The following is a 12,726-nucleotide window of genomic DNA, read 5'->3' as shown; positions in this document are numbered from 1 at the left end:
GGGAAATTCAGAGCGACTCATTTGCAAACCACCTCGTCCAAGTTCAAAAGGGTGTTCATCATGACGGTCCATGCCGCCAGTTCTGGGTCGGGGGTTCCGGCCAGCTTGCGGGCTTCTTCGAGTTGCACCGAATAGTGCTCGGTCAAATCGGCCAGCAGACGTTCCAGTGATCTCAGTTCGTTGGTTTCGATCGGGCGAAGGGTCACACGCTCGAAAGCAGATTGAATTCGCTTCCGAGAGATCGCTTCCCAATCCGATGGATCGGGAGTTGGCGACGCTGTGATTTCTTGAGCCATTGCCAGAGCAGCTTTCATCGCTTGCGTTTCATTGAGCAGCAACAAAGCCTGCATCGGTGTGTTGGTTCGTTCACGCCGAGCAGTGCAGGATTCACGACTTGGTGCATCAAACGTTGACATCACGGCGGGGGCGCTGGTGCGTTTCCAAAAGGTGTAAACGCTACGGCGAACGGTCTTTTCACCTTCGTCGGGGACAAAGTTGGCCGTGTCGCTGTCGGTGTAGCCCACCGCTTCCCAAAGGCCCGCTGGCTGAGGTGGTTTGACGCTCGGACCGCCTCGGGTGTCGACCAGCAGTCCTGATAGGGAGAGCAGCTGATCCCGAAGCGTCTCGGCATCCAATCGGAATCGTGGGCCGCGAGCGAAGTAGCGGTTGTTTGGATCCACGGCCAACATGCTGCTGGTTGCCGTTGCATCGCGTTGGTAGGTTTCGGTCATCACCAATCGCTTCATCAGCTCCTTCACGTTCCATCCGCTTTCGCGAAAATCGATCGCGAGTTCATCGAGCAGCTCGGGGTGCGATGGCAAGTGACCTTGGCTGCCGAAGTCTTCGCTGCTTTTGACCAAGCCGTTGCCAAACAATTGCTGCCAAAAACGATTGACGGCAACACGAGTGGTCAGCGGGTGATCTTCGCGAAGCAACCACTGGGCGAGCCCCAAGCGATCTTTCGGAGCGTCTTCGGGGAGGTCGGGCAAGAACCCGGGAACCGCACGTTCGACTTTTTCTCCCGGTGAATCGTAGAGCCCTCGTTCCAGGATGTGTGCGTCGCGAGGATTGGCGGTTTCTTTCCAAACCAAGGTCGTTGGCACTTGGCCATTGATCTTGTCTCGCATCGCGACCATGCCGTCACGCATGTCATTCAGCGCGATCCAGCGTGGATGGTCGCAAACGACCTCGCGATAGAATTCGCGAGCGGCTCGCCAATCCAAACTCGGGGCAGCGTCGTTTTCTTCAGGAACTGGCAAATCCGCCAAGCGTTCATTTAGCTTCTCTGAAAACTGCAACGTCGGCGATTGGATGGCATAGGTCAGCGTCGCTGGGCCACTGCGGTTGATGTGGCGGATGAACAAGTGGTTGTCGCCTTTCTTCAGCGACAGCTTGTGACGATTCGCCAATGGTTTGAATTCGTTGTCCTTGCGATTGCCCGGCTTCTGTTTCGCGACTTCTTTGCCGTTCAAGAACAGAACGTTGCCTTCGTCGGTTCCGAGCATCAGTTCAACGGTCTGGTCCGAGGGCGACCGAATGGTTTGGTGCAGCACCGAAACGCTTGGCGAGTCATCGAGCGTTGGCAGTTCGTTGCTCAAAACGGAAACGATGTCGGCACGGTGTTGCCAGTCATGCTCGGTTTCTTGATAGGTGACCGGAACAGCAGGATCGAATTCGTTTTTGTCTTCGCCCGCGAAAGTCTCTTTCAAGCCATTTTCGACGCCTTCGATTTTCAGTGGCCCGACCAAGTGCGAGTCACCCAGGACGACTCGTTGGTCTTCGGGCAGTTGACTCGCCGATGAGTTCAGTGACAACGCGACATGTCGAAGCATGTGAGCAACGTGCACCGATTCGTAGTGCAATGAAACGCGAATTTGTCCTCCTTCGGATTGGATGGCAGGAACCACAAACCAAGCCGTTCGATCGCCAGTTGCTTCGTGACCGCCGACGGCCCATCCAGTCGTGGTGTCGATTTTGCCATCGATCGCTTTGTCCACCGCGAATCCGTCGCTGGCCTGTGCCCGGGTGGCTTTGGCGGAACGAATCGGAATCTCGGTCCAGTCCGATTGGTCATCGGGGCGAGTTTCGATTTTGATTTCGCTGAGCACGGCGTTTTGATTGGTAGCCGTTCCAACTCGCGGATGTTCTTCATCCGTTTTCGCGTGCAGTTGCAGCATTCGCCAAGTGCCACTCGGCAGCGGTGAGACGATGTGCATCACATCTTTGGCGGGAGGCGTTCCATCCCATTCGACCGAACCGTCGTCATTCAGTTTGAACTTGCCGTCGTTCTTTGTCGTGACTTTGCTCGGCATCAAGTTCGCATGGAATGATTCTTCGGTCGAAGAAAGCGATTGTTGCCACTGCAGTTGAGCGGCATCGACTTCGGGCAAGGGCCCTGCCAACTCTTTGTCCAATTCCGCGATGTCGGACGCCAGTTGCTTCAATTCAGCGGATTGCTCTGCCGATGGCACGCGAATCACAGGCGGATGGGCTTTGTTGTTGCCGTCCATCGCTCGGCCGTCCAACGAATTGAAGAACGCCGACAGCGCGAAGTAGTCTTTTTGTGTGATGGGATCAAATTTATGGTCGTGGCAAACAGAGCATCCCGTGGTTAACCCTAGGAAAATGGTGCCGAAGGAGTCAGTGCGATCGATCACGTTGCGAGAGAAGACTTCATCGTAGATCGAACCGCCTTCGTTGGTCGTCACGTTCAGTCGATTGAAGCCGCTGGCGATCTTGTTGCGAAGCGTTTCTGCCTCGTCCGTTTCCGGCAACAAATCCCCGGCCAATTGCCGCGTGATGAATTGGTCAAACGGCATGTTTGTGTTGAATGCCTCGATGACCCAATCGCGGTAGGGCCACATTTCGCGATAGTTGTCCAGGTGCAATCCGTGAGTGTCGCCGTAGCGAACCAAGTCCAGCCAATACCTGGCCATGTGCTCGCCATATTCGGGCGTCGCAATCAGTTCATCGACAAAATTCTCGTAGGCATCGGGGGATGGATCCGCCGCGAAAGCTTCAACTCGATCCAGCGTTGGTGGCAAGCCGGTCAAGTCCAACGCGACGCGACGGGCGAGTGTTCTGCGGTCTGCGTTTCCACCAGCGGAAAGCCCCAGAGTTTGCAGCTCGACATCGATCCACTGATCAATGCGGTCTGCCTTGGACGAGTCGGTGGGCAGTTCGTGACGCCGTGGTGCAGTGAAGGCCCAGTGCGAGGCGTACGCCGCGCCTTCGGAAACCCATTGATTGAGCAATTCAATTTGCTTGGGCGACAATGGTTTGTGGAAGTCCTCCGGCGGCATGATCATGTCGGAATCGTCCGTTGCGATTCGCTCAATCAACAAGCTCGCCGCCCATTCGTCCTGATCGATGACATCCGCGATGCCTTCGGCTGAATCCAATCGCACACCAGCTTGCCGATCGTGCTCGTCGGGACCGTGGCAAGCGAAGCAGTGGTCCGAGAGGATCGGACGGATGTCGCGGCCAAAGTCGATCTCAGCTTTCGAAGCGGCTTCTTCCGCCGACACAACACCGGAAACGGCAATGCAAGGCAGCAGCGAAACAGCGAACCATCCAATCGAGCGACAGGACGCGTTGACGTTCCAGATCATCTAGGAACCCAGGAAGGAGGGAAGTTGGGTAGGCGGGATGATCTATCTTACTACCAAGACGACGATGTTCCAAACCAATAGACTTGCGTCAAAGCCCGTCGACTTGGGGCATTCAGGCGTGTTTAGCGTGATGGCTCCCGGCGTGAAAATGACTTGGGGCAACCAACCGCCCTCGTCCAACCGCAAGGGAGCTTCATTCGAAACGGTCGCGTGTTCGTGTGTATCGCGGACCACCCATGCGACCAATCGTGAAAATTTGCTCTGGGTCGGGCAATCCGTTCTCACCGGTGACTGAATCAGCCACATAAAACGAAACAATCCGTCCGACGACCAAGTTGGCTCCGCCGCGGCCTGGTCCCAATTGCATGGAAGTCAACATTTCGCACTCCATCGCAGCGACGACATCCGCGACGCGAGGCACGTCGACTTTGGTCGAAGGAGCCTTTTGCAGACCGGATAGCACGAACTCGTCTTCGTCAGGACGAATGTCCGCGGCAGTTTTCTTCATCGATTCGGCGAACTCTTCCGTGACCACGTTCACCACGAACTGACCGTTGGCACGGACATTTGCCAAAGTGTCTTTGGGTGTTCCGTCCAATCGATTGACCGGGCAAAACATCACCGTCGGTGGATTGGCCCCGACGCCGCCAAAGAAACTGTACGGTGCCAAGTTCGCGACACCATCGGACGACAACGTTGACACCCACGCGATCGGGCGTGGCGTGATGAGCGCAACCATGGATTCATACACGGCGGTGATCGAAACATCGTTAGGGTCGATGATCATGTGCCGCTCAGTTGCTCAGTCAAAAGTGATTGCAGTTCCGGCGTTGCCGACACGCAAAACTTTGGATTCCAATCGTCGAACTCTGCGCCGCCGTAGCCTTCCAAGATCGCACCCGATTCGCGAGCGATCACGGTGCCAGCGGCCGAGTCCCAAGCGGCGACATTGGTGGCCCAATAACCATCGAGTCGTCCATCCGCGACGTAGCACATGTTGAGTGCACACGAGCCCAAGCGTCGAAGCGATCGACAGCGTTCCAGGACTTTCACAAAACGCGTGACTTCGGGTGAGTCGCCCGTCACGCCAGCTCGAAAACTGCAAGCGATCAGGCTCTCGTCGATCGCTGTGCAACCGCTGGCTGACATCTTCTGGTCGTTGCAGCGAGCGCCTTGCCCGTCGATCGCGGTGAACATCTCGTCGCGCGTCGGATCGTAGATCACACCCAAACGCATTTTGCCCGCGGCGTACAAACCGATGGACACAGCAAAGCTTTGCAAGCGGTGAACGAAGTTGATTGTTCCGTCCAAAGGATCCACCACCCAACAAGGAGGAGCGTCCGGATCACCGGCTCGTACATTGGCGGGCGGATCGTTCTCGCCTTCTTCTTCGCCGACAAATGCGTAGTCGGGATAAGCACCGACCAGCATGTCGCGAATGGCTTTTTGAGATGCCAGGTCGGCATCGGTCACCAAATCTTTGGGGCCTTTTTCTTTCACGACGCGGTGATCGCGTCGTGACATCAATTCAGCGGCTCCGGCGCGAGCGGCGTCGACGGCCAGCCTCAAATGGGCAGTGTCCATGGTGATTGTCTTGGGGTTGGTTGGAGGCGGTCCGATGGGTCGGAAGCCGTCAGTCGTTTTCCAACCGGCGTAGCTCTTCCAACCACAAGCGAATGTCATTGTCGTATTCCGTCGACATATTGCCAATGATGAGCTGTCGATGGAATGCCGCTGCACCTTGTTCCACGTGCTCGGCTGCCTCCGCGCTCACGAATCGGAGCGTTGGATCAGGGGCAATCAGGCCACGTAAAAAATTCATTAACAACGCATTCCGCAGAACTTCCTCAGGAAGAATCCGTTCCAGATTCATCGGGAGTTCGCGTTTTGCCTGCAGCAATTCGCCTAAGTTCTTCGTGTTGTTGAACGGGTTGAATCCGGACAACAACTCGACCAGCACGTAACCGACGCTGGCCAAGTCACTCCGGGGCGTTGCGTCGAGGTTGTCCAAGACTTCGGGAGCGGCGTACAGCGGAGTGCATTCGCGATCTTTGGGCGGGTTGCGATAGTCAATCGACGAACCCATGTCGATCAATTTCGCGTGGCCGCTGCGTTTCAGCATGATGTTGGCGGGTTTGACATCCCCGTGAACAATCCCGTCGCGGTGTAAAGCGGCCAAGGCAGCTAAGCATTCACGAACGATCGCGACAGCGACGCCGGGTTTGAATCGAGATTGCTCGGGGCCTTCGGTGATGATCACATCGTTGATGTACTTCCACCGCTTGGGCGTGATGTGATCGCGCAGAAGTTCGAGGCACTTCGGCATGACCAGTTGCCGGAGATCGTATCCGTCGACCCATTCCATCAGCATCACACGGATGCGGTCGCGTTCGAAAAAGTTTTGAACGTCCAGCAAGTTGTCGTGTTGGATCAGCGCGATGCGTGCAGCGATCGAAGCGATTCGTTGCATCGCTTCGTCGTACGATCGGGCATCCGGGAAGCGTTCCGGCGAGAAAATCTTCATCGCGACGGGAACCGTGAATCCGTCCGTGCCTCGGTGCTCGGTCAAGTACACCTCGCCTTGTCCACCACGTCCCAGCATCCGGCGAAGGTTGTAGTGACCGGTCCAGTTCATCTTGCGACGACGCGTCAGGTCATCGTAACGCGATACCAATTTGGGATCGCATTGACTGGATTCCTCTCCGAGATAAGTGATCGTCGGAACAGGTTCGTAGCGTGTGGTTGCAGGCATACCATTCATACCGTCACGGCGGCTTCCATGTCACCAAACGTAAACCAGCAGCTGACACGTTGATTGCTGGGACGCTCTAACATTAAGCGTCAAAGTCTATCTTGACTTGGGATTGTAGTTTCGTCGAACGCTAAAAAATAACAGTGGGGTGGAGAGTGCCGATTGCGACGATTGAAGGGGGTTAGTTCCCCAAAAGGATCATGGCGGCACCAAATAAAATCCCAGCCACGCAAATTGCCTTTCGTCGCAAATTCAATTCGCCAAGCCGCGATGCTCCCAATACCAACGCGATAACAACGCTGCATCTCCGCAGCGTCGAAATGACAGAAACCATGGCATCAGGGTTCGCCATGGCCGTGAAGTAGACCATGTCTGCGGCCAACAGCAGAGGGCTGATGCACCAAACCGCCGCGTGGAACTCAAACTTGGACGTGGATCGGGCGTCGATGGTTCCCCTTGCCGGTTCAGGCTCAATTGAGCGAGCCCAGTTCTCGTTCTGCGATTCTTTTTCAACATTGTCGACCGGCGACAAGCCCTCCGCTGGCACGCCGGGCGTCGAATCATCTCGGCCGCGTTGATGGATCCACCAGTGAAGTGCGAGCGGAGTCATGACGGGCAGCATGTAAATCGTGAACCAGGCTTGAACGGTTGCGGGAGAGTAGCCACCGCTTTGCAGCAGATATTTGTCGTAAATGGAACTGAGTGCTCCAAGCAACGTTGCTAGCAGCATGCATCCGACCCAGCGGTCGGTCGTGAATCGGATGCCTTCTGATTTTCCTAAAGTCGAAAACCGCCAAAACGATGCGATCACGATTGCGATGCCGACCCACTGCATCCAAGTCGGCCGTTCGCCCAACACACCAATCGCGATGGCGATCGTCCACACGGGACTGGTCGATCGAATGGGGGCGGCGATGCTGAGTGGCAAGTGTTTGAGTGCAAACAATGCGAGCGTCCAAGACGCCCCGACCAAAACGCTCTTGGCCAGCAGTTTGCCGTGGTCGGTCCAGGTCAGCGGCTCGACTTTTAAAAACTCAATGGGAAACGCATCACCGGCAAGATGCTGAATGACCAGCAGCGGCCCCCAGATCGCAGTTGCCACGCAGGCGGTCGCGAAGAGGACCATCGGCACCGCGTTGTCACGAGCCGCCAGTTTTTTCGCGAGGTCGTAGACCCCGAGCAAACCGGCGGACACCAACGCCATCAGCATCCATTCCATGAGGAAGCGTCTGCCCTAGCGGGTTTGTTGTCCGGCGTAGCGAATGCTTCGCACGATCGCATCGCGAACATCCGAAATGCTTACTCGACGAGCCACTTCCATGTTGACGCTCCATTCAGGACGCATCCGACGATCGAACACCGTCATGCCGCGGGTCAACGCGCCGTTGACTTCAACATCGCCGGCCATTTCATCCCACTGAAACATTTCAGGTTCGATGACGGAAATCATCGTGGTGGCGTCCTGCAAAGGAATCACTTCCCGCCCCAACTTTTGATGCGAGATGCGAAACTTGTAGGGCAGGATCTTGTGAAGCAACTTGCCAGCGCGGGTCGAGTCAGCGGGAAGCTTTTCCAACAAGTCCACTCCGAAGGTAACCGCATCGGTCACATCGAGAGGGACCAAACTCTTGGTTGTTGCTGACGCGATGACTTGTTTGGCACTGGCGGGGTCGAAGAAGAAGTTCATCTCCGAAACCGCGGTTGCGTTGCCGCTGTGGGAGACCGCTCCACCGCTGATGATGACTTTGTCGATCAACGGCAACACGGCCGGATCCATTCGGCATAGACGTGCCAAGTTCGTCAGCGGTCCTAAGCAAACGATCGTGATTTCATCTGGGTGACGCCGGATCAAGTCCGCCATCAGTTTGTCGCTGGAGTGATCGTTTTGCCGCGTGGCGGATGGGAAATTGAATCCCGCCAGTCCATCGGGGCCATTCAAATGGCTGTCATCCAACACCGGTGGATCGCTGGGGGCGACCGCCGTTCCCAGTTGCGGATAGCGTGCCGGGTCCAACAGATCGACGATCCCCATCGCATTGATGCTGGCCTGCGCCGCGTCAACGGTTCCGGCCGTTGGTGTGATCGCGACAACGTCCAACCTCGGATCAAACAAAGCCATGGTCAATGCAATGGCGTCGTCGATTCCGGGGTCACAGTCGATGATGATCTTTCTGGTCATACCATCCAGTCTAAGTTCTCGCCCGTGGCCCGGCGAGGCCCTCGGCTGGTTCCGATCACGATTCGCAACTGAGCGGAGGTGGAAATGGATAGGATGAGGCAACGTGGGAGAGGTTTCTTCCGCTGTTCAAACATCACCGTGTTTTTCGCCAACGTTTTGAAATGAGACCCACGTGTCCACTCCACTCTTTCGCTCGCAAAGTCGTGCCGCAATGTCAGTCGTGATCTGCGTTGTTCTTTCAATGATTTGTGGCGCCATTGCGAATGCAGCCGATGGAGTATCCGTCGTTGCCTTCCATGGATACGAAGATTGTCTCCGGCTGAGCAACGAGGACACCGTCGTGACGCTCTGTCCCGCCGCGGGTGGTCGAGTGATGGAGTATTCCGTCGGCGGAACCAATGTCTTGTACCTAGATCCCGAAGATGCGGGCTGGACGCTGGAGCAATCCGAGCAAGGCCAGCGTGATCGTCGCGGTCAATTGTCGGCGGGACGATTTGACATCGGACCCGAAATGGTCGTTCAACGCGGCAACGTGCTTTGGAATGGACGTTGGGACGCGGAAATCGTTGGCGATCGTTCGGTGAAAATGACCAGCCAATACGATTCGAAGTCCGGTGCTCGGCTAACGCGAATATTTGAGCTGGCGGAAAAGGGCTCACACCTGCGGTGCACGCAAACGATCGCAAATGAATCGGAACGCCCGATCAGCTTGTGCCACTGGAGCCGAACTTTCGCGGTTGGTGGAGGCATCGTATTGGTGCCGCGTTCGGGCCCGGTGCGGTTCCCGCGAGGATATGTGCGATACGAAAACGGTTTGATTCGAACTCGGCCAAACGAACCCAACATCCAAGTCGACGAGGATGCGGTCGTTGTTTCTGCGACGCCGGAGTTTCCAAAACTGGGATTCGACAGCCATGCTGGTTGGCTGGCGTATTTGTCACCGACGAATCAGTTGTTCGTGAAGCGGTTTCCGACCTTTCCTGAACGGTCGTACAACGAACTGGCGGGTTTGACAGTCTCGGTTTGGTACCCTGAGAAAGACTTAGTCGAACTGGAACCCATCGGACCGGCTGAAAACCTGGACCCGGGCGAGAGTGCTGATTTCACCGAAGATTGGTACCTAACACCGTTCGCGTTTCCGTCGGAGTCCCGAGAGATGGATCGAGACGAAGTCGAGCGACAGGTGCAGAAGCTCAGCGAGTGAGCCCGGTCAACGCTCCACGTGTTGAATGATGCTGGCTCGCTTCGAATCGTGACGGCAGGCTACACTTGGGGCGTTCCCTCCAACGTGCGTCGCGAAAGCACGCCTTGATGCTCTTGTCCTGCCAGGCTGATGACTGATTCTTCGACTGACCCCACGCTCACGTTCTCGGATGCTATCACTCGCGCGCGAGGTGGCAACGATTTGTCGGCGGAGCAAACCGGTGCCTTGATCGACGCGATGCTGCAAGGTGCGGCGAACGAAGAAGAAGTTGGGCAGCTCTTGCTGGCTCTGCGTGAAAAAGGCGAAGCGGTCAGCGAGTTGGTCGGTGCGGCTCGAGCGATGCGAAAGCACATGACTCGAATTGATCATGATCACGACGTGTTGCTGGATACATGCGGCACCGGCGGCAGTGGATCCGGGACCTTCAATATCTCCACCGCGGTCGCCATTTTGGCCTCGGCATGTGGCGTCGCGGTGGCCAAGCATGGAAATCGGCGAGCGACCAGCAAGACAGGTTCGGCCGATGTGCTGGAATGTTTGGGCGTCAAAATCGAATCCGAACCTGATCAGGTATCGCGTCGACTCAATGACATCGGCATCTGCTTTTGTTTCGCTGCCAAGCTGCATCCCGCGATGCGGCACGTTGTGTCGGTCCGTCGAAAGCTGGCTGTTCCAACGCTGTTCAACTTGCTCGGACCGCTTTGCAACCCAGCCGGAGCAACGCATCAATTGCTCGGAACCGCCGCACCCGAAACGCAAATTAAAATCGCCGCGGCACTGGCGGAGTTGGACACGCAGCGAAGCTATGTGCTGCATGCCGATGACGGACAAGACGAAGTATCGCTCGACGGTGCGACCTCGTGCATCGAAGTTGCCTCGGGTGCTCAGCAAAGTCACACGTGGATGCCAGCCGATTTTGGCCTGACCCCGGTTCATCAAAACGCACTCGCCGCCGCCGATCCACCGGAGTCCGCCGAGATCATCCGCAGTCTTTTCGAAGGCAGCCCCGGACCGCAACGCGACACGGTGTTGGCGGGCTGCGCCGCGGCGTTGAGTTTGGTCGGGCGGGTCTCATCGCTCACCGAAGGAGTCCAACTCGCCGCGGAAGCGATCGATTCCGGTGCGGCACAAGACAAACTGAAACAGCTCGCAGAGTGAATCGCGAAACAGCGAGCGGTTTGTCAGGATTGAATCTTAAAGTTCGTCAAACCGGAGGGCTCGCGCCCAGCCGCTAAAATTAGTAGCGGAACGGCGCGAGCCGTCCGGTGTCAACCAAAGTTTTTTCATTGCCAAACCACCAGGCGGGAATGGTTGATACACCCAACTGCTCCGGCCCGGCGGCTTCGTCAGCTATTCGGGATAGCCATCTTCGCGAATGGTTTGCAGCAGCGACTTCATTCGCTCGACCGTTTCGGGATACTCGCTCGCGACGTTTTCACTTTGCCCGATGTCGACGGACAAATCATACAGCTCATACGGCTGTTTATCGTCCGCCGGAATTTGGCGGCGAGATTCCCAGCCTTTGTTTCGGCCGCTGACGTAGCCGCTCTTGGCATCGATCAACAACCACTTGCCGTCTCGGATCGCGTACTCATCGACGCGAGTGTTCTGGACCAGCGACTGACGATGTTTTTGGTTGGGTTGTTTCAGCAGCGGCATCAAACTGCGTGAGTCCTTGGCTTGGCCATCGGGAATTTCGTGTCCCAGCATGTCAGCCATCGTCGCGAACAAGTCGACTTGCGAGACCAATGCATCGCAAGTTGATTCAGCATCCGTGACGCCCGGCCAGTGAATGACAAACGGAACGTGGTGACCTCCTTCGTAGAGGTCTCGTTTCAATCCGCGGAAAGGCTGCGACGACCAGTGATCGTATTTTTCGTCACGGGCATAGGCATAGCGTTCCGGTCCGTTGTCGGCGGAGAAGACCACAAGCGTGTTGTCGCTTTGTCCCGAATCTTTCAGAGCTTGTAGCAGTTTGCCGCAGGCGTCGTCGGTTTCGCAAACGTAGTCGCCATACGGGCCCGCTCCGGATCGACCATCGAACTCGTCGTTGGGAATGATCGGAGCGTGAGGGGCGGGGAATGCGAAGTACAGGAAGAAGGGTTGATCGCTATCGCTTTTTGATTGAATGAACTGAACGCCACGCTCGGTCGTGGTGGGAATGTTTTCGTACGGATCCCAGTCCGATGTCATTGGGCCGGGGCGGCATTCCCAGTTGCCTTCCTTGATCGGTTTCCATTTCGCCGTGTCCATGATCGTGTCGGGAGCCTTCACGACCTTGTCGTTTTCAATCCAGCAGTACGGCGGGAAGTTGATCACGGTGTCGCCGAAGTACGAATCAAATCCATGTGCGAGCGGCCCGTCGGGAATCGGCTTTGTCCAGTCAAAGGCTTCCGGACCGTAGCCTTTCTTGCGACCTTCGCCAAACGTTTTGGCGTCCGGTTTTTTGACCGCGTCCCAATCCCAACCGAGGTGCCATTTTCCAATCGCCGCGGTTTCGTAGCCATGTTGTTGGAACATTTCCGCGAGCGTCAGTTGCTCGGGTTCGAAAACGGATTGGCCGAACGCGTTGACGATGCCGTGAAAATCACGCCAGTGATGACGCCCGGTCAGCAGAGCGTATCGGCTGGGCGTGCAGATTCCTGACGACGAGTGCCCGTCCGTGAACCGCATGCCCGATCGAGCCAGTTGATCCAGGTGAGGCGTCGGGATTTTCGACTCGGCGTTTTGCAGATTCAAGTCGCCGTAACCAAGATCGTCCGCATACAGAATCAGGACGTTTGGTTGCGTTTTGGTTTCAGCACACAACGGAGAGACGTTGAGAATGCATCCGAGGGAAACGAGAAGAAATCGAGCGAACGGGGATCTCAAAAGGGAGGGGCAACGCATCGAAAGTTCTCGCCTAAAAGTGCATTTTTATTGTGAAAAGCTGTTACTCTATCTCGACCGACCGCGTCCGTGGTCCTCACCCGCCTAAAAA

9 protein-coding genes are annotated in these 12,726 nt (G+C 56.4%); 2 read left to right on the top strand and 7 right to left on the bottom strand.

All coding sequences use genetic code 11. From position 1 onward, the window contains the following. Positions 1-17: 17 nt before the first annotated feature. The 6 genes from CEE69_RS00870 to CEE69_RS00845 all read right to left on the bottom strand — a co-directional run bounded on the left by CEE69_RS00870 (position 18) and on the right by CEE69_RS00845 (position 8,542). Complete coding sequence (locus CEE69_RS00870; RefSeq protein WP_099258663.1) at positions 18-3,611, bottom strand: PSD1 and planctomycete cytochrome C domain-containing protein; 3,594 nt, start codon at positions 3,609-3,611, stop codon at positions 18-20. Between the two features lie 193 nt (positions 3,612-3,804). After that, positions 3,805-4,398 (bottom strand): flavin reductase family protein, encoded by a 594-nt coding sequence (locus CEE69_RS00865; protein WP_099258662.1) that lies wholly within the window; start codon positions 4,396-4,398, stop codon positions 3,805-3,807. Next, positions 4,395-5,195, bottom strand: coding sequence for an inositol monophosphatase family protein (locus CEE69_RS00860; protein WP_099259187.1), 801 nt, complete (start codon positions 5,193-5,195; stop codon positions 4,395-4,397). The genes CEE69_RS00865 and CEE69_RS00860 overlap by 4 nt, the downstream gene beginning before the upstream one ends. Positions 5,196-5,244: 49 nt before the next feature. Next, positions 5,245-6,363: a serine/threonine-protein kinase gene (locus tag CEE69_RS00855; RefSeq protein WP_099258661.1), complete on the bottom strand. Its 1,119-nt coding sequence runs from the start codon at positions 6,361-6,363 to the stop codon at positions 5,245-5,247. Between the two features lie 181 nt (positions 6,364-6,544). After that, positions 6,545-7,567 carry an EamA family transporter gene (locus CEE69_RS00850; RefSeq protein ID WP_233214468.1) on the bottom strand — a complete coding sequence of 341 codons (1,023 nt, stop codon included), beginning with the start codon at positions 7,565-7,567 and terminating at the stop codon, positions 6,545-6,547. Between the two features lie 30 nt (positions 7,568-7,597). Beyond that, positions 7,598-8,542, bottom strand: a complete 945-nt coding sequence (locus tag CEE69_RS00845) for a nucleoside hydrolase (RefSeq protein WP_099258659.1) — start codon at positions 8,540-8,542, stop codon at positions 7,598-7,600. A gap of 172 nt (positions 8,543-8,714) precedes the next feature. On the opposite strand from CEE69_RS00845, the gene CEE69_RS00840 reads away from it, so the two are divergent. Together CEE69_RS00840 and trpD are read left to right on the top strand one after the other, a co-directional pair. Next, a complete protein-coding gene (locus CEE69_RS00840) occupies positions 8,715-9,746 on the top strand; it encodes a DUF4380 domain-containing protein (RefSeq protein WP_233214467.1) in 1,032 nt (343 codons plus the stop codon). Positions 9,747-9,875: 129 nt separating this feature from the next. Next, complete coding sequence (gene trpD / locus CEE69_RS00835) at positions 9,876-10,904, top strand: anthranilate phosphoribosyltransferase (protein ID WP_099258658.1); 1,029 nt, start codon at positions 9,876-9,878, stop codon at positions 10,902-10,904. A gap of 192 nt (positions 10,905-11,096) precedes the next feature. Here the strand turns inward: trpD and CEE69_RS00830 are convergent, their stop codons facing one another. Next, the gene (locus tag CEE69_RS00830) at positions 11,097-12,635 is read right to left on the bottom strand and encodes a sulfatase family protein (protein WP_099258657.1); all 1,539 of its coding nucleotides are present in this window, start codon (positions 12,633-12,635) and stop codon (positions 11,097-11,099) included. Between the last annotated feature and the right edge of the window lie 91 nt (positions 12,636-12,726).

The organism is Rhodopirellula bahusiensis (assembly GCF_002727185.1).
Classification (GTDB): domain Bacteria; phylum Planctomycetota; class Planctomycetia; order Pirellulales; family Pirellulaceae; genus Rhodopirellula; species Rhodopirellula bahusiensis.
Note: the sequence above shows the minus strand (reverse complement) of the source record. Positions and strands in the feature narration are given on the sequence as shown.

What these genes read in the sequence shown, in the direction of transcription:
- CEE69_RS00830 (WP_099258657.1), bottom strand. Translation starts at nt 12,635, where the DNA reads ATGCGTTGCCCCTCCCTTTTGAGATCCCCGTTCGCTCGATTTCTTCTC.
- CEE69_RS00845 (WP_099258659.1), bottom strand. Translation starts at nt 8,542, where the DNA reads ATGACCAGAAAGATCATCATCGACTGTGACCCCGGAATCGACGACGCC.
- CEE69_RS00860 (WP_099259187.1), bottom strand. Translation starts at nt 5,195, where the DNA reads ATGGACACTGCCCATTTGAGGCTGGCCGTCGACGCCGCTCGCGCCGGA.
- trpD (WP_099258658.1), top strand. Translation starts at nt 9,876, where the DNA reads ATGACTGATTCTTCGACTGACCCCACGCTCACGTTCTCGGATGCTATC.
- CEE69_RS00850 (WP_233214468.1), bottom strand. Translation starts at nt 7,567, where the DNA reads ATGGCGTTGGTGTCCGCCGGTTTGCTCGGGGTCTACGACCTCGCGAAA.
- CEE69_RS00870 (WP_099258663.1), bottom strand. Translation starts at nt 3,611, where the DNA reads ATGATCTGGAACGTCAACGCGTCCTGTCGCTCGATTGGATGGTTCGCT.
- CEE69_RS00865 (WP_099258662.1), bottom strand. Translation starts at nt 4,398, where the DNA reads ATGATCATCGACCCTAACGATGTTTCGATCACCGCCGTGTATGAATCC.
- CEE69_RS00855 (WP_099258661.1), bottom strand. Translation starts at nt 6,363, where the DNA reads ATGCCTGCAACCACACGCTACGAACCTGTTCCGACGATCACTTATCTC.